Below are 24,432 nucleotides of genomic sequence, written 5' to 3' on the forward strand. Positions count from 1 at the left end.
GGCATGAGATCGCGCCACGTCCTGCTGGCCACGCTGGTCGCCGCGCTGTGGGGCTTCAACTTCGTACCCATCCACTGGGCGCTCGACGACATCTCGCCGCTGCTGATGGCGGCGCTGCGGTTCGTCCTCGCGGCGGTGCCCGCGGTGTTCTTCGTCCGGCGCCCGCCGATTCCGGTCCGCTGGCTGATCCTGATCGGCCTGCCGCTCGGCGTCGGGCAGTTCGGCCTGCTGTTCATCGGCATGGACATGGGCATGCCCGCGGGTCTGGCGTCGGTCGTGCTGCAGGTCCAGGCGATCTTCACGGCGCTGTTCGCGGGGCTGCTGCTGCGCGAGCGGCTCGGCGTCCGGCAGGTCGCGGGCATGGCCGTCGCGTTCGGCGGCGTCACCTTGCTCGGCGTGGCCCAGGCCGAGGGCGGCAGCCCGGTCGGCGCGTTCCTCGTCTGCCTCCTCGCGGCGGCGAGCTGGGGGCTGGCGAACGTCGCCATGCGGCGCATGAACCAGGCGGCCACCGGGCGGGTCGACCCGCTGGGCTTCATGGTGTGGGTGTCGCTGGTGCCGCCGCTCCCGCTCCTCGCCCTCTCGCTGATCTTCGAGGGGCCGGGCGCCGTGCCGGACGCGGCGCGCGACCTGTCCCTCGCCGGGCTCGGCTCGATGGCGTTCATCGCCTACATCTCCACGCTGTTCGGATTCGGCGTGTGGGGATGGCTGATGCGCCGGTACGAGGCCAGCACGGTCGCCATGTACTCGCTGCTCGTCCCGCCGTTCGGGCTGGTCTCGGCGGGCCTGCTGCTCGGCGAGCACGTGGACGCGGTCCGGCTCACCGCCGCCGCCCTGATCATCGCGGGCGTCGCCGCGGGCAGCGTCCGCCCGCGCTCCCGCGTCGAGATCGCGCCCGCCGCCGAACCCGAACCCGAACCCGCAGAATTGAGGTGAGACCCGTGCGCGGACTCCACGCGTCGCTCGTGACGCCGTTCACCCGCTCCGGCGAGGTGGACGCCAAGTCGCTCGAACGCCTCGCCGTCCACTGCTTGGACCGCGGCGCGGACGGCCTGGTCGCGCTCGGCACGACCGGCGAGGCCGCCATGCTGAGCCCCGCCGAGCAGCGGACGGTCCTGGAGGTGTGCCGCGCCGTCTCGATCGAGCATGGGACGCCGCTGACCATCGGCGCCGGGACGATGGGCACCGAGGACTCGATCCGGCAGGCCCGCGAGCGCGCTCCGCTCGCGGACGCGCTGCTGGTCGTCGTCCCGTACTACCTGCGCCCGTCGGACGAGGGCGTCGTCGACCACTTCGCGGCCATCGGCGCCGCCGTGGACGTGCCGCTCGTCCCGTACAACATCCCGTACCGGACGGGGAAGCACCTCTCCGCCGGCACGCTCCTGGAGATCCTCGCGCTCGACTGCGTCGCCGCCATCAAGCACTGCGCGGGCGCCGTCGACCACGACACCCTCGTCGTGCTCGCCGCCGGCTCCGGCAAGCCGATCCTGTGCGGGGACGACATGTACATCTATCCGATGCTCCAGCTCGGCGCGTCCGGGGGAATCGCCGCGTCGGCCTGCCTCGCGCCCGCCGCGTACGCCGCGATGGCCGCCGCGGCGCGCGACGGCAACGCGCCGCGCGGGCTCGCGCTGCACAACGCGCTGCTGCCGATGGCGGAGGCGCTGTTCGGCGAACCGTCCCCGGGCGTCCTCAAGGCGTGCCTGGTGGAGGAGGGGCTCATCGACGACGCCGCGGTGCGCGCTCCGCTGCGCGCGCCGCGTCCCGAATCGGTCGCCGCGGCGATGAGGGCGTTCAGGGCCGTCTAGGAGGACGACGCCCGGGCCGCGGCTCGGACGGCGTGCGGGAGGGCGTCCAGGACGCGTCCGAGCGCCTCCTCGTCGTGCGCCGCCGACAGGAACCACACCTCGTACGCCGACGGCGGCAGGTACACGCCGCGGTCCAGCGCGGCGTGGAAGAACGCGGCGTAGGCCTTGGCGTCCTGGCGCTGCGCGGCCGCGAAGTCGCCGACCTTCCCCTCGGTGAAGAAGATCGAGAAGAGGTTCCCGGCGTTCTGCATGGAGTGCTGGACGCCCGCCCGCGTCAGCTCCTCCGACGCGGCCTTCGACACGAGCTCCGCCGCGCGGTCGACCGCCGCGTACACCTCGCCGGTCGCGTGCCGGAGCGTGGCGAGCCCGGCGGCGGTGGCGAGCGGGTTCCCCGAAAGGGTCCCCGCCTGGTAGACGGGGCCGGCCGGGGCGAGCTGGTCCATGATGTCGGCGCGGCCGCCGAACGCGGCGGCGGGCAGCCCGCCGCCCATCACCTTCCCGAACGTCATCAGGTCGCCCGGCACGCCCTCGACCCCGAACCACCCGGACGGCGACGCGCGGAACCCGGTGAGCACCTCGTCCATCACCAGCAGCGCGCCGTACCGCTCGCAGAGCCGCTTCAGCAGCGCGTTGAAACCCGGCAGCGGCGGCACCACGCCCATGTTGCACGGCACGGCCTCGGTGATGACGCAGGCGATGTCGGTGCCGTGCTCGTCGAACACCGTCTCCAGGGCCGGGACGTCGTTGTAGGTCAGGATCAGCGTGTCGCCGGTGGTCGCGCCGGTCACGCCGGGGGTGTCGGGCAGGCCGAACGTGGCGACGCCGGACCCGGCCGCGGCGAGCAGCGCGTCGACGTGCCCGTGGTAGCAGCCCGCGAACTTCACGATCTTGGTGCGTCCGGTGAAGCCCCGCGCGAGCCGGATCGCCGACATCGTCGCCTCGGTGCCGGAGTTGACGAGCCGGACCTTCTCCACCGGGGTCCGGGACGCGATCTCCTCGGCCAGCTCGACCTCGCCGGGCGTCGGCGCGCCGTAGGACGTGCCGCGTCCCGCCGCGTCCCGCACCGCCTCGACCACGGCCGGGTGGGCGTGCCCGAGGATCATCGGGCCCCACGAGCACACGAGGTCGACGTACTCGTTGCCGTCGGCGTCGGTCAGGTACGGGCCGCGCGCCGACGCGATGAACCGGGGCGTCCCGCCGACGGCGCCGAACGCCCGCACCGGGGAGTTCACACCGCCGGGCACCACCCGGGAGGCACGATCGAACAAGTCCTGGGAGCGATCAATACCTGTCATTGACTCAGTCTCTCAGTTGCAGTTCGGGAACTTGCCTTGACCTCGCCGGGTACGGGCCGATATTCCACCAAGTACGACATGGCGCCCTGTCTCTGCCTGCGGTCTCACGGCGCCGCCGGACTCCCCGGGCGGCTCACCGGGACAGGCGTATCGGAGGGATGGCTTACACCGTGGTCAACGGCTGGACGGTCCCGGGCTTCACCCACGAACGGGAGCTGGGTGGCGGCGCCGCGGGCCGGGTGGTGCTGGCGGTCGACGACCTGACCAGGACGAAGGTCGCGATCAAGTACCTCGCCGGCGGGCTGCTCGCCGACGAGGCGTTCCTGACGCGGTTCCGCGCGGCCGCGCGCAGCCTGTCCCAGCTCGAGGACCCGAACGTCGTCGACCTGTACGACTTCGTGGAGACCTCGGACGGCGCCGCGATCGTGATGCAGTGCGTGGAGGGCGTCAGCCTGCGGCGCGTCCTCGCCGCGCAGGGCCCCGCCGGGCCGCTCGCCGCCCTGTCCATGCTCGGCGGGACGCTGCTCGGGCTCGCGTCGGCGGGCGAGCACGGGGTGCCCGTGCACGGCGCGCTGCGTCCGGCGAACATCATGATCGACGCGGAGGGCAACGCTCGGCTCACCGACTTCGCGACGACGCCGCCGGGCACCGAGGCGCAGTCCGGCCCGGCGTACGCGGCGCCCGAACTGTGGGACGGCGTGCCCGCCACCGTCGCCACCGACCTCTACGCCGCCACCGCGGTCTTCTACGAATGCCTCACCGGGCGTCCCCCCTTCGCCGGACGGAACATGGCGCGCCAGCACCGGGAGGCGCCGATCCCGGCCGAGGGGGTCCCCGGGCCGCTGCGCGATCTCGTCCACCAGGGCCTTGCGAAGGACCCGGCCCGGCGCCCCGCCTCCGCCGCCGACTACCTCGCGGCGCTGGAGGAGGCGGCCGTGTCGGCGTACGGGCCGTCCTGGGAGGCGCAGGGCCGCGGACGCCTCACCGAACTGGCCGCGCAGGCCGCCCAGCAGCCCGAACCGCCGAAGCCCAAGCCCGCCCGCAGCAGCGGCCGCAACCCCGTCGTCGCGGCCAAGCAGCCGGGCGGCGGAGGTACCCGGACGCGCTGGGTCCTCGCCGCCGTCGCCGTCCTCGTGGTCGCGGGCGCCGGGGCGAGCGCCGCGACGCTGCTGAACAGCGACAAGAAGCAGCCCGCCGCGCCGGCGACGGCGCAGAGCAGCACCCCGCAGCCTTCGCCGCCGGCCGGGGGCGTCGACGCGAAGGCGCTCGTCGCGCGGATCGACCGGGCCGTCGCGCAGGCGCCCGGCGCCCTGTTCAGCTACCGGCAGACGGGCTGCTGCGGCTTCCCCGCCGGGGGCAAGGGAACTGTCGGCCTGGCGCCGGGCGGGCAGGCGTCCGCCGCGCTGCCGTCGTACTCGCTGACGCTCTCGGGGGCGGGCTCGGCCCGCAAGCCGGTCCGCGCCGTCATCGTCGAGGACCGGTTCTACGTGCGCGTCGGCAAGAAGTGGCGTTCGTCGCCGCTGAGCGGGCGCGGCTACCCGGCGGCGGCCGACCAGGTGCGCCAGGGCAGTTCGGTCGCGAACCTGACGGCGCTGCTGCGGTCGTCCACGAAGCTCACCAAGTCCGGCGCGATCTACGAGGGCGAGGCGCCGGCGGCGGCGCTGGCGCAGGTCCCCGAGCTCGGGCCCATGTACGCGCGGATGGCCGAAGCGACCGGCGTCCAGCGGATCGCGTTCGCCATCAAGCTCGACGCGGGCCACCGTCCGGTCAAGTTCTGGGTCCGCGCCGGGCCGGAGAAGGGCCGCAACCAGACCATGCGCGGCTCCTTCACCAAGTGGGGCCGCAAGCCCGCCATCCAGGCGCCCCAGTCGGGCTGACTAGCCCGCGAGGTCGCAGCTGTCGGAGAGCACTTCGAGGAGCCGCAGCGGGTCGGGCAGCGGGTCGCTGGACGGCGGCCGCAGCCAGCTGACCTCCCGCCCGGACGGCAGGACGGACGGCGGCGCCACCACGTAGCTGTCGCGGCAGTGCCACCGCATGCCGGGCGTCTCCGCGACGTCCTCCGGGGAGCAGTCGAGGTGGCAGGACCACCATTCGTCCTCGTCGACGGGTGCGCCGCGGGTCGCGACGAAGAACAGGCTCCGGTCGCCGCCGACCGACGCGACCGGCCCGACGGGCAGGCCGTCGCGGGAGATCCGGTCGAGCGCGAGGGTGCCCGCGGCGGCGGGGACGTCGAACACGTCGAAGACGCGGCCGGTCGGCAGGATGATGTTGGCCTGCGGGCGTTCGGCCCACCAGCGCCCGATGACGGCGGCGTCCACGCTGGCCTGGTGCGCCCAGGCCGCCGACACCGGATGCGCGCCCGGGTCGGGACAGCCGATCCGGTCGCACGAACACGCTCTGTCACCGCCCTTGCGGTCGGCGGAGTTCGGGGGATGGGCGCCGGGAAAGCTGGGCCAGCCGAGGGCGGCGTACTCCCGCGCCGCCGAGGACATCCGGTCACGTGCCGCTTTCAGCCGCCTGTTCCCCGAGACCGCCAGCATCTCCGCCCCCAATACCCCAAGGTCGAACGTGGGTTCCTGGTCACCGATGATGCCCGGCGCCCGAAAGCCCGGGCACGGCAACCCCCGGAAAACGACCCTAAGTAACTATGAGGCGTCCCAGGACGGCGGGACCCCGGGCCAACCTCTCAGACCGACCATTCAGGCCAGCCGGCGGGCGACTTCCTTGGCCCAGTAGGTGAGGACGATGTCGGCGCCGGCGCGGCGGATGGAGAGCAGCGACTCCAGGATCGTGCGGTCGCGGTCGATCCAGCCCTTCTCGGCGGCGGCCTCGATCATCGCGTACTCGCCGCTCACCTGGTAGGCGGCGACGGGGACGTCCACGGTGTCGCGGACGCGGCGGACGATGTCGAGGTAGGCCCCGGCGGGCTTCACCATGACCATGTCGGCGCCCTCGTCCAGGTCGAGGAGCACCTCGCGGAGCGCCTCGTCGGCGTTCGCCGGGTCCTGCTGGTGGGCGGAGCGGTCGCCGAACTGGGGCGCGCACTCGGCGGCCTCGCGGAACGGGCCGTAGTACGCCGACGCGTACTTCACCGAGTACGCCATGATCGGGATGTCGGGGTGGCCCGCCGTGTCGAGCGCCGCGCGGATCGCGGCGACCTGGCCGTCCATCATGCCGCTCGGGCCGACCACCCCCGTGCCCGCCTCGGCCTGCGCGACCGCGATGGACGCGTACCGCTCCAGTGTCGCGTCGTTGTCGATCTCGCCGGACGCGGTGACGATGCCGCAGTGCCCGTGGTCGGTGTACTCGTCCAGGCACAGGTCCGTCATGATCACGGTCGAGTCGCCGAGATCGGAGTTCAGGTCGCGCAGGGCGTGCTGGACGATCCCGTCCGGGTCGTCGGCGGCGGAGCCGGCGCCGTCCTTGACCGCCGGGATGCCGAACAGGATGAGCCCGCCGACGCCGGCCTCGACCGCCTCGTGCGCGGCCTTGCGGAGGCTGTCGCGGGTGTGCTGGACGACCCCCGGCATGGACGTGACCGGCTGCGGCTCGTCGATGCCCTCCTTGACGAACATCGGCAGCACCAGGTCGGCGGGGCTGAGCCGCGTCTCGGCCGTCATCCGGCGCAGCGCGGGCGTGCGGCGCAGCCGGCGCGGCCGCGCCACCGGAAACTGAGCAGACATGATCCTTCTCCCCGTGAGGTGAGGCGCTACCGCGATCGCGTCATTTGCGGCGCCTGGCGCCGCGGCGCATCTGGCTGGGCTTGCGGGGCGGCTCCCCCGCCTCGGCCCGGGACGTCCGCCATCTCGCACCGTACTCGGCGAGGGCGTCCGCGAGGGCGGAGACCGACGGTTTGTCCGCCATGACGTCGACGCGCAGCCCGTACTCCTCGGCCGTCTTCGCCGTCTGCGGGCCGATCACCGCGATCACCGTCACCTTGTGCGGCTTGCCGGCGATCCCGATCAGGTTCTTCACCGTGGACGACGAGGTGAACAGCACGGCGTCGAACCCGCCGCCCTTGATCGCGTTGCGGATCGGCTCGGGCGGCGGGGCGGCGCGGACCGTCCGGTAGGCGGTCACGTCCTCGCACTCCCAGCCGAGCTCCGTCAGCCGGGCGATGAGCACGTCCGTGGCGATGTCGGCGCGCGGCAGCAGCACCCGGTTGATCGGGTCGAGGTCCTCGTCGTAGGGCGGCCACTCGCGCGCCAGGCCCTCGCCCGACTGCTCGCCGGACGGCACCAGATCGGGCTGGATGCCGAACTCGACGAGCGCGGCGGCGGTCTGCTCGCCGACGGCGGCGACCTTCAGCCCGGCGAACGCGCGGGCGTCGAGACCGTAGTCGGTGAACTTCTCCCGGACGGCCTTGACCGCGTTGGTGGAGGTGAACACCACCCACTCGTACCGTCCGGTGACGAGGCCCTTGACGGCCCGCTCCATCTGCTGCGGGGTGCGCGGCGGCTCGACGGAGATCGTCGGGACCTCGTCCGGGACGGCCCCGTACCCGCGCAGCTGCTCCGACAGCGACGCGGCCTGCTCCTTCGTCCGCGGCACCAGGACGCGCCACCCGAACAGCGGCTTCGTCTCGAACCAGGACAGCTCGTCGCGCCAGCCGACCACGTCCCCGACGACGATCAGCGCGGGCGCCTCCATGCCCTTGGCGTCGGACGCCAGCTTCTGCAGCGTCGACACGACCGTCTCCTGCTCGGTGGTCGTGCCGAGGCTCGTCATCGCGGCCGGGGTGGAGTCGGGGCGTCCGGCGGCGACGAGGCCCTTGCAGACCTCCGCGACCGCGGTCTCCGCCCCGATGATCACGAGGGTCGCGTCGGGGTCGGAGAAGCGCTCCCAGTCGACGCCGCCCTCGGCCGCGTCGATGACCCTGACCTCGCGGTGCTTGGCGTCGGTCAGCGGGATGCCCGCGTAGCCGGGCACGCCCGTCACGGCGGACACACCTGGAACGACCTCGAACGCGACCCCGGCCTTGGCCAGCGCGCCGCCCTCGGCGGCAAGATCGCACGCCAGCCCCGGGTCGCCCTGCAGCAGCCGCACGACGCGGCGCCCGGCCTTCGCGGCCCGAGCGGCCATCGTGACGGGGTCGCCGTCCGCCGAGTCGATGATCTCGGCGTCCGGACGGCAGTGGGACAGGATCTCCGCCGGGCAGTGCGCCCGGCTCACGACGACCGTGTCGGCGCGCTCAAGCTCGGCGGCGGCACGGAGCGTCAGCAGGCCCGGGTCGCCCGGTCCCATCCCGACGATCACGACGCCGCCCGGCCCGGCCTCCCGGGCCGGCGCGCCGTCCTCGATCGGCACGGCCTCCTCGGCCGCGCCCTCGGCCGGTGCGCCCGGCGTGGTCTCTGCGGTGGTGCTCTTCGCGGCGGGGCTCAATCGCGCTCCCCCATCAACTGGTCGGCCCCCTGCGCGAGCAGCCGGTCCGCGAGATCGCGTCCCAGCCGTTCCGCGTCGTCCGGGTGGCCGCTTGCGGACAGCCGCACCTGCCGGGTCCCGTCGTACGCCACGACGGTCGCCGTCAGATGGAGCTTTTCATCTACTTCGGCAGCGTACGTCCCCACGGGCGCGGAGCAACCCGCCTCCAGCACGGCGAGGACGGTCCGCTCGGCGGTGACGGCCCGCCTGGTCGCGGCGTCATCGACCGTTCCAAGGATCTCCCGGAGGCCGGGCCGGTCGGCTCGGCATTCGAGCGCGAGCGCGCCCTGCCCGGGCGCGGGCAGCATCTGGCTGGGGTCGAAGACCTCGGCGACCGCGTCCAGGCGGCCGATCCGCTTCAGGCCCGCATGGGCGAGGACGACGGCGTCCAGCTCGCCGTCGGTGACCTTGCGAAGCCGGGTGTCGGCGTTGCCGCGGATCGGGACGATCTCCAGATCGGGCCGCATCGCGCGCAGCTGCGCCACCCGGCGCGGCGAGCCGGTGCCGATGCGCGCCCCGCGCGGCAGGTCGGCGAGCTTCGCCGGGCCGCACAGCGCGTCGCGGGGGTCGTCGCGGTGCGGGGTGGCGGCGATGGCGATCCCCGGCGTCGCGGACGTCGGCAGGTCCTTCAGCGAGTGCACGGCGAAGTCCACCTCGCCGGACAGGATCTTGTCGCGGAGGGCGTTGACGAAGACCCCCGTCCCGCCGATCTGGGCGAGCAGGGCCTTGGAGACATCACCCTCCGTGGTTACCCCCACCAGCTCCACGGCATGCCCGGTCGCCCGCGTCAGCGCGTCCGCGACCTGCCGCGACTGGGTCGTCGCCATCAGGCTCTTGCGGGTGCCGAGCCGCAGCGGACGCCGGCCGGGCTCCCCGGCCGCTCCCCCGCCTGCTTCCCCGTTCATCTCTCGTCTCCTCCGCGCCCCGCCACGGTGTCGCGGGCGCTCACCGCCCGGACGTTCGCGGCCTGCGCGTTCACCGTCTCCGCGCTCAGCCCGTGGTCACTCGGTTCCCGCGCGCTCGGCCCGTCCATCGCGGGCATGGTGCTCACGCAGTCGGCCTCAGCGCATTCCGGGTCCACCGTACGGGCGGAGGCCGTCCGCGCGCCTTCCTCGCCCTTGCGCACTTCGGTGTCGCGCATGTCGGCGCGGGCCACCGCCTCCGGGGCCTTCGGGTCGAGGTCGAACAGCTCGCGCAGCGCGTCGGCGTAGGAGTCGCCGCCCGGCGCCGACGCCAGCTCCTTGACCCGGACGGTCGGCGCGTGGAGCAGCTTGTCCACCACGCGCCGGACGGTCTGCTCGATCTCCTTGCGGGCCCGGTCGTCGATCCCGGGCACCCGTCCGGCCAGCCGGGCCAGCTCGGCCTCGACGACGTCGGCCGCCTTGCTGCGCAGCGCGACGACCGTCGGGGCGACGGCGGCGGCGCGGGCGGCGCTGAGGAACGCCTCCACCTCGTCGCAGACGATGCGCCGGACGGCCTCGACCGCCTTCGGGCCGATGGCGTGCGCGGCCTCCTCGGCCGTCCGCAGGTCGTCCAGCCCGGCCAGGCCGACGCCCGGCAGGTCGCGGACGGACCGCTCGACGTCGTGCGGCAGCGCCAGATCGAGGAAGAACCGGTTCCGCCCGTCGGAGCCGACGCCCTGCGCCTGCAACCGCTCCGCCGTCAGCACCAGCCCGGTCGCCCCCGTGCAGGACACCACCAGGTCGGCCGCGGCGGCCGCGGAGTCGACCGCCGGCAGCTCGATCGCGCGGGACGGCGTGTCCAGCGACTCGGCCAGCCGCACCGCCCGCTCGTGGGTGCGGTTCGCGACCACGATCTCGCGCGCCCCGGCGCGGCTCAGCGTCGCCGCGGCGAGCGAGCTCATCGACCCGGCGCCGACGACCAGCGCGCGGGCGCCGTCCAGCGGGCCGAGATGCCGGGCGGCGACGTCCAGCCCGACGCTGACCAGCGAGGCGCCCGCCCTGTCGATGCCCGTCTCATGGTGGGCGCGCTTGCCGACCCGCAGCGACTGCTGCAGGACGTCGTGCAGCTCGCGGCCGAGCGTGCCTTCCTCGTGCGCGACGCGGAACGCCTGCCTGATCTGCCCGAGGATCTGCCCCTCGCCGACGACCATCGACTCCAGCCCGCACGCCACCGCGAACACGTGCTGGACGGCCCGCTCCTCGTAGTGGACGTAGAGGTGCCGCGACAGCTCGTCCAGCGGGACGCCGGACTGCTGCGCGAGACGCTCGGAGACCGCCGAGACGCCGCCGTGGAACTTGTCGACCACCGTGTAGATCTCGACCCGGTTGCACGTCGAGACGATCGCGGCCTCGGCCACGTGCGCCGAGCCGTGCACGGCGTGCAGCAGCTTCACCAGGTCGTCCCCGGCCACCGCAGCCCGCTCCAGCACCGCGACTGGAGCGCTCCGGTGACTGAGCCCCACGACCAGAACGCTCACGCCCTGCCTCCCGACTCTCCCGCTGGCCTCATGCTTCGACCGTCTCCACGTACTGCTTGGTGCCGGGCGGCGCGTCGCCGCCGGGCAGGGCGGCGGGGCCGTCCGGTCCGCCGGCCTTGCGCTGCTCGTGGAACGCGAGGATCTGCAGTTCGATGGACAGGTCGACCTTGCGCACGTCGACGCCGTCGGGCACCGAGAGCACGACCGGCGCGAAGTTCAGGACGCTCGTCACGCCCGCCGCCACGACGCGATCGCAGACCCCCTGGGCCGCTCCCGCGGGGGTCGCGATGACGGCGATGGAGACGCCGTGGCCCGCGATGATGTCCTCCAGCCGGTCGATGTGCTGCACCGTCATGCCGGCGATCTCCTGGCCGACGATGGAGTCGTCCGCGTCGAGCAGGCCCGCCACGCGGAACCCGCGGGACGCGAAACCGCCGTAGCCGGCCAACGCACGGCCCAGGTTACCCACACCGATGATCGCCACGACCCAGTCCTGCGTCAGCCCGAGTTCCCGGGAGATCTGGTAGACGAGGTACTCGACCTCGTACCCCACGCCGCGCGTGCCATACGAGCCCAGGTGGGAAAGATCCTTCCGGAGCTTGGCCGAGTTGACCCCGGCCGCCGCGGCGAGCTCCTCCGACGACACGGTCGCGACGCCGCGCTCCTGCAGCCCGGTGAGGGCCCGCAGGTACACCGGAAGCCGCGCCACGGTGGCTTCGGGGATGCCGCGTCCTGCGCGGTCGCGTTGGCGGTTCTGTCGAGGTGTCACGGCCTGCTCTTCGGGCTCGCTGGGAAGGACGCTCGGACGGGGGCCGCGAGACCCCCGTGCCCCGGCTCGCGCGGCCGGGAGACGGCCTCACGGCCGCGGCCTGACCGCCTCGGGGCCGTCCACCAGGGTAAGCCTTTGTGAATACGCGCACAAAGTCGCCCCCCTCCGTAGCCCCACCGGCGGTACGGACGGGTACGGCCGTGAAGCTCTATCCAGCAGGGACTTCCAGAGCGGGGCGCACATCCCGGACGCGCGCCGGACGCGGGCCGGATGTGACCGACCAGACACCCCGGGCCGGGTCAGGAGCCGCGCAGCGCGCCGATCGCCGCGCGGAGGCGGTCCTCGTCGACGCGCCAGAAGTCGTGCTGGACGCCGTTGATCAACGTGACGGGGATCTGCTCCCAGTACTGCTCGGTGTCCCGCTCCGATTTCGTGATGTCGCGCTCTTCCCAGGGGACGTCCAGCTCGCGGGCGACACGTTCGATCACCGCGCGGGCGTCGTCGCACAGGTGGCAGCCGGGCTTGCCGAGCAGCGTGATCGTGACGCCGGCCATCGCCGTCACCGTCCGGGGAACTCCGGCGCCGGCAGCGGCACCTTGGCCGGGCCGAGCCGCAGCTCGATCACGTTGGTCGCCAGTACATGCGTGCGGGACTCGGCCAGGAACCGCTGCAGATGCGGCTGCTGCCGGTGCGCGGCGAACGCCGCCTCGTCCCGGAAGAGCTGGTAGAAGATCCGCTGCGTGGGGGCGCCGACCACCTCGTGGCAGGCGAAGATCACCGTGTCGGGCTCGGCGGCCAGCGCCGCCTTGACGAGGTCGGTGGCGAGCCGGTCGAAGGCGTCCTCGCGGCCGTCCAGGAGCGTGTAGACGGTGATCTGGCCGCACGCGTCGGCCAGCCGGCTCAGCCCGGCCTGCGGCGCCCCGGCGGGACGCGCCTGCTCGGGGACGAGCGCGCCGCCGATGCCCGCGGCACCGATGCCCGCGGCACCGGCAGCGGAGCCGACGCCGTCGACGGCGGTGGGCCCGGCCGGATTGTCCCGGAACCGGAAGTCGTCGATCGGGGCCGCCGGGACGGGGGCGGGGAACCGGAGCTCTCCCCGCCTCGGGTCCTGGGCCGGGGGCGTCGGCGCCGAGACGGGCTCGTGCCGCGCACCCGCGTAGCCCTGCTCCTCGTAGCCGGTCGCGGGCTCGTCCCTGTACCCGTCGCCGTACTCGTCCCTGCCCTCGTAGCCCTCGTACCCCTCGTACCCCTCGTAGCCTTCCTCGTCCTCGTACACCGGGATCGTGCGCATCGCGCCGTACCAGACGAGCCCGGCCGCGCCGCCGAGCGCGATCACCGCGAGCGGCGCGGGCAGGAACCCGCGGGTGCCGCTGACCACCAGCACGCCCGCGAGGGCGACCAGCGCGACCGGGATCAGCAGCTCGGCGGCCTCCTGGTCGCGCTTGCTCGCCAGCCACGCGGTGACGCCCGTGCACGCCGCGAGCGCGAGTACCGCGACGACGTGCGCGCCGTCGATCAGCAGCAGCGGCAGCGCGTCGTACGTGGAGCCCGGCTTCGGCAGCTTCTTGGACAGCTCGCCCTTGAGCGGGTCCAGGACGAGGATGACGGTCGCGACGACCGTGTAGGAGATCGCGAACAGCCAGCCGGCGAACCGCACCTGCACGTACCGCGCGATCAGCTCGATCATGCCGAGCGCGAGCCAGATCGGCCCGATGAGCGCCGCGCCGAGCTCCGCGACGCGGAACAGCACGCCGTTGAACCCGGCCAGGAATCCGACGGTCATGCACAGCAGCGCCAGCGACAGCCCCACCTGCGTGAACGTCCAGGCGATGAGGTAGAGCAGCCGGTCCTTGTTGGCGCGCGAGATCAGCAACCCCGTGGCCACTAAGGCACCAAGGGTCGCCACCAGCGCGAGAAGAGCATCGACCATCGCGCCCCATGGTGCCCGATGGCGGCCCCGGAGGGGTAACCGCCTCCAGGTGAACGCACCCATGCGGCACGCGCGGGTGGCGTGCGCGCCTACGCCCGCCGGCCAGTGCGCATACGTCAAGTGGCATGTCATCGCCAGTGGCCGAGGTACGCCATTTGGGGGTCGCATGCGGCATTGCCTCTGGTACCTGGCGGTATCTAGAGTGGCAAATCACGCCGGAGGTCGCGTAAGCCCCGAGGAGAACTGCATGAGCAGCTTGTCCCTCGATGCCGGGGTCCTCCCGCGGCCCCGGCCCCCACGAGGAGGCTTCGGCCCGCTGGGCACCGCCGGCCTCCGCGGCACCGACCGGACCATTCCCGGACGGGACGCCGCCGACCGCACCGCCGAGCAGGACTCCGGACGCGCGGAGATCCTCAAGGCGCTCGTGCTGCGGGCGCGGGACGGCGACGCCGAGGCGTTCGGCTCCCTCTACGACCACTACGTCGAGCTGGTCTACCGCTACGTCTACTACCGGGTCGGGACGCACTCGCTCACCGAGGACCTCACCAGCGAGACGTTCCTGCGAGCACTGCGCCGGATCTGCGACTTCCACTGGCAGGGCAAGGACTTCGGGGCCTGGCTGGTCACGATCGCCCGGAACCTGGTCGCCGACCACTTCAAGTCCAGCCGCTACCGGCTGGAGGTCTGCACCGCCGAGCTCGTCGAGCCGGACCGGCACCAGGAGGGGCCCGAGCGGGCCGTCCTGGACTCGATGACCAACCGGACGCTGCTGGAGGCCGTCCGGCGGCTGGGGTCGGAGCAGCAGGAATGCATCGTCCTGCGGTTCCTGCACGGCCTGTCGGTCGCCGAGACGGCGCTGGTCATGGGCAAGAAGACGGGTGCGATCAAGGCGCTGCAGTACCGGGCCGTCCGGTCGCTCGGCCGCATGCTCCCGGACGACCTGCGCCACTGACCCCCGCGCCTCGCTCTATTGAATTGATCGTCTATTCGCGGTGCGGCCGTAACCCTCCGCGCCGCCCGATCGTTTGTGCGGTCAGGAGAGCGTTTACGCCTGGACTCCAGAAGGAGAGCCAGTGAGAACCAGGCGAGGGAAGATCATCGAACAAGGGAACGCGCTTGCCCGCCTGCGGGCCAGCGAGGCGGGGCCCGACCCGCGGTTCCGTGCCGTGCTGCGCGAGCGGCTCGTCGCGGCCGCGGGCGACCGGAGTGACGGCCGTCGCAATCACGGGCGAGACGGCGGCCACAAGGAGGCGGTTGACTAGAGTCGGCCCATGCGGCAGATACGGCAGCGGTCGTTTCGGCAGGGCCCGCTTCGGCGGGGCTCGTTCTGGCAGCTCCCTTTCTGGCAGCGGGGCAAGGACGAAGACCATGTGAGTGCCGGAGAGGCCGCCGCGGCGGCAGCGGCGGAGCACGAGCCGCTGCCCGAGCCCGATCCCGCCGCGGCGGCGTTCTTCGACGTCGACAACACGATGATGCGCGGCGCGTCCATCTACTACTTCGCGCGCGGGCTCGCCGCGCGCAAGCTGTTCACCATGCGCGACCTCGCCATGTTCGCGTGGGGGCAGGCCACCTTCCGGGTGCGCGGCACCGAGAACTCCGAGCACATCGGCAGCGCCAAGGAGGCCGCGCTCGCGTTCGTCGCCGGGCAGAAGGTCGCCGGGATCGTCAAGCTCAGCGAGGAGATCTACGACGAGGTGATGGCCGACCGGATCTGGCACGGCACCCGCACCCTCGCCCTCCAGCATCTCGACGCGGGCCAGCAGGTCTGGCTCGTCACCGCCACGCCCGTCGAGGTCGCCCGGACGATCGCACACCGCCTCGGCCTCACCGGCGCGCTCGGCACCGTCGCCGAGACCCGCGACGGCGTCTACACCGGACGGCTCGTCGGGAACCTGCTGCACGGCCCCGCGAAGGCGGAGGCCGTCCGCGCCCTCGCGCACCGGGAGGGCCTCGACCTGGCGCGCTGCGCCGCCTACAGCGACTCGATCAACGACCTGCCGATGCTGACGGCCGTCGGCCACCCGCACGCCGTGAACCCCGACGCGGAGCTGCGCGAGCACGCGAAGGAGAACGGGTGGCCGATCCACGACTTCCGCACCGGCCGCAGGGTGACGATGATCGCGCTGCCCGCGGCGGCCGGGGCGGGCGCGCTCGCGGGCGGGGTCGCGGCCGGGATCGCGCTGCGCCGCCACTACCGCGCGAACTGACCTGCCCATCCGGGAAGGTGCCGGGATTAGCCTGTCCCCGTGACCGTCGAGCTGACGTTGCTGACGCGGGTGTCCTGCCGCGGGCGGGACGTCACGAGCCCCCGGATGCGCGGCCTCCTCGCGCTGCTGGCCGAGGAACCGCGCGCGGGCGCGTCCATCGCGCGCCTCGTGGCGGGGCTCTGGCCGGACGGACGTCCCGAGAACCCCGCCAAGGCACTCCAGGTCCTGGTGTCGCGGGCCCGGTCGCAGCTCGGTGCGGACGTCATCGCAAGCACCCCGGCCGGATACCGGCTCGGCCTGCGCGAGGACGAGGTCGACGCGTCGGCCGTGCTGCTCGCCGCGTCCGCGAGCGCCCGCAGCTCCCGCGCCGGCGACCACGCGGCCGCGCTCGCCCACGCCGAGCAGGGCCTCGCGCTGTGGGACGCTCCCCCGGAGCCGGACGGCGACGACCATCCCTTGTCCGTGCTGCGCGCGGGCAGGGTCCCGACGTACTGGACGCTCGCCCGCGCCCGCGCGCTCGCCCTGGCACGGCTCGACCGGCACGCGGAGGCGTTCGACGCGCTGACCGCCGTGGCCCGCGAGTATCCCCGGGACGAGGAGGTCCTCGCCGGGCTGCTGCGCTGCGAGGCGGCGACCGCGGGGCCGTCCGCCGCGCTGGTCCGGTTCGAGTCCTACCGGCGCTCCCTGCGCGACGAGCTCGGCACCGATCCGGGGGACGCGCTGCGGGCCGTCCAGCAGGAGCTGCTGCGGGACGAGGCCCCGGCCGACCGGCGCGGCGTCGCGCACGAGCCGAACCCGCTGCTCGGCCGCGACGGCGACATCGCCGCCGTGCTCGGGCTGCTGCGCACGTCCCGCGTCACCTCGATCGTGGGGACGGGCGGGCTCGGCAAGACCCGGCTCGCGAACACCGTGGCGCGCGGCGCCCCGCAGCGGGCCGTGCATTTCGTCCCGCTCGCCGGTGTCGCGCGGGACGAGGACGTGGCGGCCGAGGTGGCGTCCGTGCTCGGGGTCAGCGACCTGCGCTCGGCGGCCGCGCCGCGCGGCCTCGGCGGGGCGGCCGACCGGATCGGCGGGATCGTGGAGGCGCTCGGTCCCGGCCCGGTGCTGCTCGTCTTGGACAACTGCGAGCACGTCGTGGACGGCGTCGCCGGCCTGGTCGGCGCGCTGGTGTCGCGGACGCGTGACCTGCGCGTCCTCACCACGGGCCGCGCGCCGCTCGGCCTGTCGTCGGAGTCGGTGTACCCGCTGCCCGCGCTCGACCTGCCGACGGCCGTCGAGCTGTTCCGGCAGCGGGCGCGCGCCGCGCGGCCGAACGCCGACGTCCCCGCGCACGCGGCCGAGGAGCTGTGCCGCCACCTGGACGGGCTGCCGCTCGCCGTGGAGCTGGCGGCGGCGCGCGTCCGCGTCATGTCGGTGCCCGAGATCGCCCGCGGCTTGAACGACCGGTTCGCGCTCCTGCGCGGCAACGTGCGGGACGCGCCGTCCAGGCACCGGACCATGCACGCCGTCGTCGACTGGAGCTGGGCCCTGCTGGACCCGTCCAGGCGGGCCGCGATGCGGTCGCTGTCGGTGTTCCCCGCCGGTTTCACCGCGGACGCCGCGCGCGTCCTCCTCGACGGTGACGCCCTGGAAATCCTGGAAGACCTCGTCGGCCAGTCGCTCCTCGAAATGACCGAGGGAGAGGCCGGGACGCGGTTCCGGATGCTGGAGAGCGTCCGGGAGTTCAGCGCGGCGCACCGCGAGGCGGCGGGCGAGACTGAGCGGGCGGTCGGCGGGTTGCTCGCCTGGGCCCGGGAGTTCGGGGCCGCGCACCACGAGGCGCTGTTCGGGGCCGAGCCGTTCGGCCCGCTGGCGCGCGTCCGGGTCGAGCAGGACAACCTGCTGCGGGCGCTGCGCCACGGGCTCGCCCGGGACGACGGCCCGGCGGTCGCGGCGGTCGCCGCCGTCCTCAGCGGCCTGTGGACGCTGGAGTCCGCCTACAGCAGGATGATCGTCCTGACCGAGGAGACCGCCGGGCTGCTGAGCCGCTTCCGTCCCGGGCCGGACGACGCCGACACGACCCGGACGGCCCTCGCGCTCAGCGTCCTGACCTCGTCCATGCTGAAGGGCCCGCGGGCGACGCGCACCCTCGTCGCGCTGCGCCGGCTGCCGTCCGTCCCGCCGACCAGCGTCGCCCGGGCGCTGGCGTTCCTGACGGCGTCCGGGCCGGAGCTCCTCGACCCGGACGGCGGCGCGGAGTTCCTCGACCGGATGTGCGCGAGCGACGAGCCGGCGCTCGCCGCCATCGCGAACTGCGTCGCGGGCTACGTCCGGGAACGGGGCGGCGACCTGAAAGGGGCGCTCGCGGTCACCGAGACGATGCTGGCGATGACCGGCGACGCCTACACCCCGTGGCTCAGCCTGTTCGTCCACTCGCGGCTCGGTGAGCTGCTGATGCAGCTCGACCAGGGCGAACGGGCCGTGCACCACCTCCACGTGTCGCTCGACCTGGTCCAGCGGCACGGATGGCCCGACAACTTCGGGCTGCTGTGGGCGCTCGCCGCCGCCCACGCGAGCACCGGCGAGTACGACCGGGCGGAACGGTGGCTCGACCAGGCGCTCGTGTCCGGTCCGGACGAGACGTCCGGCGTCGCCGCGTTCAACCTCGGCGCCCGCGCGGAACTCGCCCTCGTGCGCGGCGACGCCGGCGCGGGCCTGCGGCTCTGGCGGCAGGCGGTCGAGCGGCTGGCGGACGCCGACGACCCCATGACCGCTCCCGGCCTCGACCCGTGGACGCTGGAGGCCCACTGCGCCACCGTCGTCGCCCACGCGCGGCACGGGCGGCTCGACCTCGTCGAGGACATCGCGGCCGGGCTGCCCGCCAAGCTGTCCGACCTGCTCGCGCTGCCACAGGACACGATGCCGTCCTTCTTCATGGACCTGCCGTTCTGCGGCGGCATCCTCCTCGCTCTGGCCGTCGCCGACCTCGCGCGCCGGGGCGATGCGGCGCCGCCGGACGTCCGGGCCCGGGCCGCGCGGACGATCGCGCTGGCGGAGCGGCTGCACCATGTCCGGTCGTTCCAGCCGACCATGTCCTCTTCGGCCGCGCGCCGCGAGGCCGAGGACGCCGACGCGCCGGCGCACTCCGCCGCGGTGTCGGAGTACGCCGGCCTGGACGGCGCGGCCCTGCGCGACGAGGTGCGCAAACTCGCCCGCGACCTCGCGGCTGGCGGGGCTAGCGGGGTGCCTTCCGGTTGAACAGGAACTTCGCGTAGACGTAGCCGCCGACCGCGAGCCCCGCGCACCAGGCGAGCGAGACCGCCGCGTCCTTCCCGCTCGGCGAGGTGACCAGCAGGCCGCGGACCGTCTCGATGATCGGGGTGAACGGCTGGTACTCCGCGAACCACCGCACCCCGGCCGGCATCGACTCCGGCGGGACGATCGCGCTGCCGAGGAACGGCATGAACTGGATGATCAGCGGCGAGTTGCTCGCGCCCTCCGGGTTCTTCGCCAGCAGCCCCAGCGCGACCGCCACCCAGGTCAGCGCGAACGTGAGCAGCACCAGCAGGCCGATCGCGGCGAGCCAGTCCAGGACGCCGCCGTGCGTCCGGAAGCCCAGCGCGACCGCGACCCCGATCACCGCGGCCGTGCTGATCACCGTCTGGATCATGCTGCCGACCACGTGCCCGGTCAGCAGCGACACCCGCGCGATCGCCATCGTCCGGAACCTGTCGACGATGCCCTCGGTCATGTCGAGGGACACCGACACCGACGTCGTCAGGCACCCGGACGCGATCGCCATCAGGATGATCCCCGGCGCGACATAGTTGATGTAGTCGCCCTTCGCCGGGCCGCCGACGCCCTCGCCGAGCGCGTTCCCGAAGACGCCGACGAACAGCAGCATGATGAGGATCGGCATCATCATCATGCCGACCGACAGGGACGGGTAGCGCAGCGCGTGCCGCAGGTTGCGGCGCAGCATCGTCGCTGAGTCCGCCGCCGCGTGCGAGAGCGTGCTCATACGGAGGTCACCTCGTTCCGCTGCGGCTGGGGGCGCCCGGTGAGCGCGAGGAACACGTCGTCCAGGTCGGGGGTGTGGACGGACAGCTCGCCGACCTCGATCGACTCGTCCTCCAGCCGGCCGAGCAGCGAGCGCAGCGACCGGACGCCGCCGTCGCTCGGCACCTGCAGGGCCAGCGCGTCGTCGTCCCGCGTCACCGCGCCGAGCGCCCGCGCCGCCGCGTCCAGCGCCGCGAGATCGTGGAACCGGAGCCGGACGTGCCCGCCGGAGACCAGCCGCTTCAGCTCGTCCGAGGTGCCCTCGGCCACCAGCCGCCCGCCGTCCAGCACCGCGATCTTGTCGGCGAGCTGGTCGGCCTCCTCCAGGTACTGCGTGGTCAGGAAGATCGTCACGCCGTTCCTGGCCAGGCCGCGGATGATCTCCCACATCGTGCGCCGGCTGCGCGGGTCGAGGCCGGTGGTCGGCTCGTCCAGGAAGATGATCCGCGGGGTGCCGATCAGCGTCATCGCGAGGTCCAGCCGCCGCCGCATCCCGCCCGAGTAGGTGGCGACCATCGTGTTCGCCGCGTCCACCAGGTCGAACCGCTCCAGCAGCTCGTCCGCGGCCCGGCGCCCGGCGGCCTTGCCGAGGTGGTGCAGGTCCGCCATCAGGATCAGGTTCTCGCGGCCGGTGAGCAGGCCGTCCACCGCCGAATACTGCCCGGTCACCCCGATCGCCTCGCGGACGCCGTCGGGGTCCTCGGCCAGATCGCGTCCCGCGACCCGCACGTCGCCGCCGTCCGCGGGGATCAGCGTGGACAGGATCCGGACGGCCGTCGTCTTCCCCGCCCCATTCGGACCCAGCAGCGAGAAGACCGTCCCGCGCGGAACGTCGAGGTCTATCCCGTCGAGGACGGCCTTCTCCCCGAACGCCTTCCGCAGACCGATCGCCTGAATGGCCGTCTGCGCCGGTTCTCTGTTCATGCCCGCACCCTGCACGGCCCCGGCTTCAGGCCACTTTCACCCCGGTTTCAGGCGACGGCGCGGAGGCGGGCGTCGAGCGCATCCAGATCAGGGACGAACCACACGTGACCGGACGAGTTCGACTCCTGGACGAGGGCACGCAGCGCCGAACTGGCCTCCACATGCCGGGAGATGTCGCCGACGATCGCCAACCGCAGCCGGTAGTTGACGAACTTCTGCATGACATCGCCCGCGAAGCGGGTGCCCAGCGCGAAGAAGCGCTCGTCCAGGCGGCTCGCGGGCACGGCCACCACCTCCGCACCGGCGAACGCCGCACCGATCAGGTCGAGCGCGTCCTGCTCAGTGGCGATGGGCGGCCCGTTCGGGTCGCACAAGAGCACCTGGACCCCCGCCCGCTCCTCCAGCACGTCAGCCATGGTCGATCAGCCCGTTCTCGCCGCCGATGACGGCGTCGATCAGGCGCAGCACGTCGGCGGTCGCTGCGGCGCCACCCAATATCACGATCTTCATCCGGCTCCGCTCCTCGTCATGGACGGCCTGCACCCGCAACTGATCGCCGGAACCGCCCGCGTTCACCCCGGCCAGCACGAGCGTGCTCAACCGGTCGGCCGCGACCCGGTCGACGCCGTCCACCTGCACGATGCTCGACACCTCGACCGGCGCGCCGGACGCGGGCCGTGCCGGTGGCCGCCCGGTCAGCGCCTCCAGGTCGCCGGGCGCGATCCGGTACTGCTTACCGATCCGCACGGCCTTCAGCCGTCCGGTGCGGATGTAGCCGCGCACGGTGCGCACGTGAAGGCCGAGGAGGTCGGCAACCTCCTCCACCGAGTACATTTTCTCCGCCATCGTTCCCTATATTAGGACATATAGGGAGTGATACGTACCTATGGCGCCACCGTGAAAGCATGCCGGGGTGTCGTGTGTGACTCCGCTCGCTGCCCGCAAGCCACACCACCCCTGCCACCGGCCCCCTGGGCCGACCACGCCGACAAGACCAGGGCCATCCTCGTTGAACTCGGCCCCACCCGCCGCACCGAACGCACCCGCCTGCAAGCCGACTAGGACCGCACTGCCTTCTACGGCAACCGCCCCTACGCCCACTTGCGCGAAGAGTTCGAAACCCGGCTGGCCGCCCTCCGCCAGACCGGCGACACCCCCGACCCTCGCGACGCCAAGATCACTCGCCTCAAAGCCGAGATCGCCGTCCTGAAGAAGCGCCTGGACCAGCGTGACCAAGCCATCGAAGACCTCACCGACTTCCGCAGCGAAGCCCTCTCACGCCTCGCTGCCCAGCACGAGGAGATCCTCCAGCTTCGCCGGCACGCCAACCCAGGTGAGCCAGTACGCCGGCTCCCGGCCCGAGCCACTTTCGGTCCATGCAGCTGAGGCCACCCTGCGGCAGCCCGCACATCTCAGGATCCCAGCGACAAGACTCGATCAGCGTCGGGGTCGTATCCGATCAATGGATGCGCGGGGCCGTTCTCAGGAGTGAGGACCATCGGCTTGCCCAAGCTCCGGCCGACCGCCCGAAGGAACGTGCAGACCACGTTGAGCTGCTCCTGGCCCTGAAGCTCCCGAGGGTCGAAATCGACCTCGATCTCCTCCTCGGTGAAGAAATGGGCGTTGATCAGTACTTCCGGGATTGGCCTGATCTGCAGCAACACCGCCATCTCGGTTCTGCGGGCCAGCACAACCTCGACGCGCTCGGGCAGGCGCTTGGCCTGCCCGTCCTCCGAATAGGCGAACCACCAGCCCTTCGAACGGACAAGATCAACGAAAGCCTGCCAGTCGGCAACCGTCGTATCGAAGACATACGCATCCAGCAGCGAGCCGTCCGGCTCAAACCCCTGGCGAACGTCCTCCCACAGCACGTCAGACACCAGACCATGATCTCTGACCGCGCACAGCTATCCACACTCAATTTCGAGGCACCGCCGCAGACACCAGCCGCCGATGCGACCCTTCGTCACAGCGCGCGCCAGAAATCACAACACACCCCACCATCCGAGTTACCAGCACTCGTCCCGCCAACACCTGAGATCAATCACCACACACCGAAAATCGAACACGGCGACTGCGGGGCGGAAGGCACATCTTCGCCACCGAACTGGTCAACAGCGACCTGCCCATCCACATCGGCGCGGCGCTGCTCGGCCACCTCAACCTCCAGACCACCCGCAGCTACGCCGCAGTCTTCGACGAAGACATCGTCCGCCACTACAGCGCCTTCCTGGCCACCCGCAGGTGGGCGGTTTGGAACGTTCGCTTTGTAGCGTGTTGGTCGCTCAGGGGCGACTATCTGCTCCCCAGTGACGTGCCCTCCCCCAATTCGGGCTGCCTGCCTGGTGGGTTCGGGTGTGCCGGGATGGGGTGATTGTTGACCTTGTCCAGCGCGGCGGGGGCATCGGCGGCACGATGGCGATCGTGGGAAAGGCTAAGGGTTGGTGGACATGGCTGGCGGTCCTGGCGGTGGTGGCTGCGGTCGTCGCGTTGGTGGTGTGGGCGTTTCTGGCCGGTGGGAAGCTGGATGAGCGGCTGGAGCGGATCAGCTGGATCAGCGGTGGGCTGCTGGGCGCCGGCGTGTTGGTGGTCGGGACTGTGCGGTGGGCTTGGCGGCGCTCCGGCCGGCTCGGCGCCGCCGCACCGACCGAGGACATCCTGGCGCAGGCCAAGAAGCTGCTCGCCGATCTGGTGAAACAGCAATGGCAGCAGGAGGAGCGGCTGCGGTCGTTGGCTGACCCCGACCCGATCCCAGTGCGGTGGCGGACCCCGGACGCGGCCGAGGTGATGGACCATGCCATCAACATCGACCCGTCCGCCGCACCGCCCGGCGGGCCTGCGGGTGAGCCGGCGCGGTTGTGGTGGACGGCCTCCAGCGCTGACATCGGCGCGCTGGCCGATCGGTTCCGCCGCACCCGGCGTCGCCGGCTGGTGATCCTGGGCGGACCGGGCACCGGCAAGACCACCCTGGCGATGCAGCTGCTGCTGCACCTGCTGGCCGACCGTGACCATCATCCCGGCGAGCCGGTGCCGGTGCTGCTGCCGGTGGCCGGCTGGGACACCCGGCGCCACCCCCGCCTGCAGGACTGGATCGCCGACCGCCTCACCAGCGATTATCCGGCGCTGCGCGCACCCGAGCTGGGCGCCCAGGTGGCAAGCGCGCTGGCCTGGCGAGGGCACATCCTGCCGGTCCTGGACGGGCTGGACGAGTTGCCCCCACCCGTCCAGACCGCGGTGATCACCGCGCTGAACCGCTCCCTGGGCGGCGACGACCAGCTCATCCTCACCAGCCGCACCACCGAGTTCACCGCTGCGATCAGTGCCGCCGGGGATGTGATCACCTCCGCTGCGGTGCTGGAACCACTCCCGCTGACACCCGCGGCCGCCGCCGACTACCTCACCCGCTGCCTGCCGCCCTCCCCCGGACCGGCCTGGCAGCACACCCTGACCGCGCTACGCGCCACACCCCCCGCCGACCAGACCCGGCCAGGCCAGACCCGGCCAGGCCAGGCCCGGCGGCCCGCGGCGGCGCTGGCCGACCTCACCACCACCCCGCTGGGACTGTGGCTGGTCCGCACCGTCTACACCGAACCCGGCGCCGAC

Annotated in this window: 24 protein-coding genes; 9 read left to right on the forward strand and 15 right to left on the reverse strand. The window is 73.0% G+C overall.

Annotation, left to right across the window (positions count from 1 at the left end):
- Window positions 1–3: 3 nt before the first annotated feature.
- Together E1287_RS09390 and E1287_RS09395 are read left to right on the forward strand one after the other, a co-directional pair.
- The gene (locus tag E1287_RS09390; RefSeq protein ID WP_131964470.1) at window positions 4–933 is read left to right on the forward strand and encodes an EamA family transporter; all 930 of its coding nucleotides are present in this window, start codon (window positions 4–6) and stop codon (window positions 931–933) included.
- A gap of 5 nt (window positions 934–938) precedes the next feature.
- The gene (locus E1287_RS09395; protein ID WP_165968938.1) at window positions 939–1,805 is read left to right on the forward strand and encodes a dihydrodipicolinate synthase family protein; all 867 of its coding nucleotides are present in this window, start codon (window positions 939–941) and stop codon (window positions 1,803–1,805) included.
- Here the strand turns inward: E1287_RS09395 and hemL are convergent.
- On the reverse strand, window positions 1,802–3,100 hold the full coding sequence (gene hemL / locus E1287_RS09400) for a glutamate-1-semialdehyde 2,1-aminomutase (protein WP_131964472.1): 1,299 nt from the start codon (window positions 3,098–3,100) through the stop codon (window positions 1,802–1,804). The two genes, E1287_RS09395 and hemL, sit on opposite strands and share 4 nt — an antisense overlap.
- A gap of 158 nt (window positions 3,101–3,258) precedes the next feature.
- Between hemL and E1287_RS09405 the strand changes: the two genes are divergently transcribed.
- On the forward strand, window positions 3,259–4,977 hold the full coding sequence (locus tag E1287_RS09405) for a serine/threonine-protein kinase (protein ID WP_131964473.1): 1,719 nt from the start codon (window positions 3,259–3,261) through the stop codon (window positions 4,975–4,977).
- Here E1287_RS09405 and E1287_RS09410 read toward each other — a convergent pair whose 3' ends face one another.
- From E1287_RS09410 to E1287_RS09445, 8 genes are all read right to left on the reverse strand, one after another.
- Window positions 4,978–5,592: a bifunctional DNA primase/polymerase gene (locus E1287_RS09410; RefSeq protein WP_243718770.1), complete on the reverse strand. Its 615-nt coding sequence runs from the start codon at window positions 5,590–5,592 to the stop codon at window positions 4,978–4,980.
- A 207-nt stretch (window positions 5,593–5,799) separates the two neighbouring features.
- A complete protein-coding gene (hemB, locus tag E1287_RS09415; RefSeq protein WP_131964475.1) occupies window positions 5,800–6,783 on the reverse strand; it encodes a porphobilinogen synthase in 984 nt (327 codons plus the stop codon).
- A gap of 40 nt (window positions 6,784–6,823) precedes the next feature.
- Window positions 6,824–8,407 carry a bifunctional uroporphyrinogen-III C-methyltransferase/uroporphyrinogen-III synthase gene (locus E1287_RS09420; protein WP_279503873.1) on the reverse strand — a complete coding sequence of 528 codons (1,584 nt, stop codon included), beginning with the start codon at window positions 8,405–8,407 and terminating at the stop codon, window positions 6,824–6,826.
- A gap of 71 nt (window positions 8,408–8,478) precedes the next feature.
- Entirely contained in the window at window positions 8,479–9,426 is a 948-nt protein-coding gene (gene hemC, locus E1287_RS09425) for a hydroxymethylbilane synthase (protein WP_131964476.1), read from the reverse strand.
- Entirely contained in the window at window positions 9,423–10,961 is a 1,539-nt protein-coding gene (locus tag E1287_RS09430) for a glutamyl-tRNA reductase (RefSeq protein WP_131964477.1), read from the reverse strand. Before E1287_RS09430 ends, hemC begins: the two co-directional genes overlap by 4 nt.
- 28 nt (window positions 10,962–10,989) lie before the next feature.
- Entirely contained in the window at window positions 10,990–11,730 is a 741-nt protein-coding gene (locus tag E1287_RS09435) for a redox-sensing transcriptional repressor Rex (RefSeq protein WP_131964478.1), read from the reverse strand.
- A 299-nt stretch (window positions 11,731–12,029) separates the two neighbouring features.
- The gene (locus E1287_RS09440) at window positions 12,030–12,284 is read right to left on the reverse strand and encodes a glutaredoxin family protein (RefSeq protein WP_131964479.1); all 255 of its coding nucleotides are present in this window, start codon (window positions 12,282–12,284) and stop codon (window positions 12,030–12,032) included.
- A 5-nt stretch (window positions 12,285–12,289) separates the two neighbouring features.
- Window positions 12,290–13,660: an antibiotic biosynthesis monooxygenase gene (locus E1287_RS09445; RefSeq protein ID WP_131964480.1), complete on the reverse strand. Its 1,371-nt coding sequence runs from the start codon at window positions 13,658–13,660 to the stop codon at window positions 12,290–12,292.
- Window positions 13,661–13,907: 247 nt separating this feature from the next.
- On the opposite strand from E1287_RS09445, the gene E1287_RS09450 reads away from it, so the two are divergent.
- The 4 genes from E1287_RS09450 to E1287_RS09465 all read left to right on the forward strand — a co-directional run bounded on the left by E1287_RS09450 (window position 13,908) and on the right by E1287_RS09465 (window position 19,104).
- Entirely contained in the window at window positions 13,908–14,612 is a 705-nt protein-coding gene (locus E1287_RS09450) for a sigma-70 family RNA polymerase sigma factor (RefSeq protein ID WP_131964481.1), read from the forward strand.
- Window positions 14,613–14,733: 121 nt separating this feature from the next.
- A complete protein-coding gene (locus tag E1287_RS09455) occupies window positions 14,734–14,922 on the forward strand; it encodes a hypothetical protein (protein WP_131964482.1) in 189 nt (62 codons plus the stop codon).
- A 108-nt stretch (window positions 14,923–15,030) separates the two neighbouring features.
- Window positions 15,031–15,867 (forward strand): HAD-IB family hydrolase, encoded by an 837-nt coding sequence (locus tag E1287_RS09460; protein ID WP_279503876.1) that lies wholly within the window; start codon window positions 15,031–15,033, stop codon window positions 15,865–15,867.
- A 39-nt stretch (window positions 15,868–15,906) separates the two neighbouring features.
- Entirely contained in the window at window positions 15,907–19,104 is a 3,198-nt protein-coding gene (locus tag E1287_RS09465) for a BTAD domain-containing putative transcriptional regulator (RefSeq protein ID WP_131964484.1), read from the forward strand.
- On the opposite strand, the gene E1287_RS09470 is transcribed toward E1287_RS09465, so the two are convergent.
- Genes E1287_RS09470 through E1287_RS09485 form a run of 4 tightly spaced genes read right to left on the reverse strand, consistent with a single transcriptional unit; the run spans window position 19,082 to window position 21,675 of the window.
- Window positions 19,082–19,867, reverse strand: a complete 786-nt coding sequence (locus tag E1287_RS09470; RefSeq protein WP_131964485.1) for an ABC transporter permease — start codon at window positions 19,865–19,867, stop codon at window positions 19,082–19,084. The genes E1287_RS09465 and E1287_RS09470 overlap by 23 nt on opposite strands.
- Window positions 19,864–20,829, reverse strand: coding sequence for an ATP-binding cassette domain-containing protein (locus E1287_RS09475; RefSeq protein WP_131964486.1), 966 nt, complete (start codon window positions 20,827–20,829; stop codon window positions 19,864–19,866). Before E1287_RS09475 ends, E1287_RS09470 begins: the two co-directional genes overlap by 4 nt.
- A gap of 47 nt (window positions 20,830–20,876) precedes the next feature.
- Complete coding sequence (locus E1287_RS09480; RefSeq protein ID WP_131964487.1) at window positions 20,877–21,245, reverse strand: DUF4180 domain-containing protein; 369 nt, start codon at window positions 21,243–21,245, stop codon at window positions 20,877–20,879.
- Window positions 21,238–21,675, reverse strand: a complete 438-nt coding sequence (locus E1287_RS09485) for a helix-turn-helix domain-containing protein (protein WP_207934106.1) — start codon at window positions 21,673–21,675, stop codon at window positions 21,238–21,240. The genes E1287_RS09480 and E1287_RS09485 overlap by 8 nt, the downstream gene beginning before the upstream one ends.
- A gap of 255 nt (window positions 21,676–21,930) precedes the next feature.
- Between E1287_RS09485 and E1287_RS09490 the strand changes: the two genes are divergently transcribed.
- Window positions 21,931–22,215 carry a hypothetical protein gene (locus E1287_RS09490; protein ID WP_131964488.1) on the forward strand — a complete coding sequence of 95 codons (285 nt, stop codon included), beginning with the start codon at window positions 21,931–21,933 and terminating at the stop codon, window positions 22,213–22,215.
- A gap of 26 nt (window positions 22,216–22,241) precedes the next feature.
- Here E1287_RS09490 and E1287_RS09495 read toward each other — a convergent pair whose 3' ends face one another.
- Entirely contained in the window at window positions 22,242–22,709 is a 468-nt protein-coding gene (locus E1287_RS09495; RefSeq protein WP_131964489.1) for a hypothetical protein, read from the reverse strand.
- 164 nt (window positions 22,710–22,873) lie between these two features.
- A complete protein-coding gene (locus tag E1287_RS45495) occupies window positions 22,874–23,047 on the reverse strand; it encodes a hypothetical protein (RefSeq protein WP_243718772.1) in 174 nt (57 codons plus the stop codon).
- A gap of 206 nt (window positions 23,048–23,253) precedes the next feature.
- Between E1287_RS45495 and E1287_RS09505 the strand changes: the two genes are divergently transcribed.
- A partial coding sequence (locus tag E1287_RS09505; protein ID WP_165968939.1) for an NACHT domain-containing protein occupies window positions 23,254–24,432 on the forward strand: 1,179 nt, incomplete at its 3' end.

It is taken from the genome of Actinomadura sp. KC06 (genome assembly GCF_004348735.1).
GTDB lineage: Bacteria > Actinomycetota > Actinomycetes > Streptosporangiales > Streptosporangiaceae > Spirillospora.

Bases quoted from the DNA above. Each gene is read 5' to 3' on its own strand.
- E1287_RS09480 (WP_131964487.1), bottom strand. From the start codon at position 21,245: ATGGCTGACGTGCTGGAGGAGCGGGCGGGGGTCCAGGTGCTCTTGTGC.
- E1287_RS09485 (WP_207934106.1), bottom strand. From the start codon at position 21,675: ATGGCGGAGAAAATGTACTCGGTGGAGGAGGTTGCCGACCTCCTCGGC.
- E1287_RS09410 (WP_243718770.1), bottom strand. From the start codon at position 5,592: ATGTCCTCGGCGGCGCGGGAGTACGCCGCCCTCGGCTGGCCCAGCTTT.
- E1287_RS09470 (WP_131964485.1), bottom strand. From the start codon at position 19,867: ATGAGCACGCTCTCGCACGCGGCGGCGGACTCAGCGACGATGCTGCGC.
- hemL (WP_131964472.1), bottom strand. From the start codon at position 3,100: ATGACAGGTATTGATCGCTCCCAGGACTTGTTCGATCGTGCCTCCCGG.
- E1287_RS09475 (WP_131964486.1), bottom strand. From the start codon at position 20,829: ATGAACAGAGAACCGGCGCAGACGGCCATTCAGGCGATCGGTCTGCGG.
- hemB (WP_131964475.1), bottom strand. From the start codon at position 6,783: ATGTCTGCTCAGTTTCCGGTGGCGCGGCCGCGCCGGCTGCGCCGCACG.
- E1287_RS09450 (WP_131964481.1), top strand. From the start codon at position 13,908: ATGAGCAGCTTGTCCCTCGATGCCGGGGTCCTCCCGCGGCCCCGGCCC.
- hemC (WP_131964476.1), bottom strand. From the start codon at position 9,426: ATGAACGGGGAAGCAGGCGGGGGAGCGGCCGGGGAGCCCGGCCGGCGT.
- E1287_RS09440 (WP_131964479.1), bottom strand. From the start codon at position 12,284: ATGGCCGGCGTCACGATCACGCTGCTCGGCAAGCCCGGCTGCCACCTG.
- E1287_RS09390 (WP_131964470.1), top strand. From the start codon at position 4: ATGAGATCGCGCCACGTCCTGCTGGCCACGCTGGTCGCCGCGCTGTGG.
- E1287_RS09445 (WP_131964480.1), bottom strand. From the start codon at position 13,660: ATGGTCGATGCTCTTCTCGCGCTGGTGGCGACCCTTGGTGCCTTAGTG.
- E1287_RS09405 (WP_131964473.1), top strand. From the start codon at position 3,259: ATGGCTTACACCGTGGTCAACGGCTGGACGGTCCCGGGCTTCACCCAC.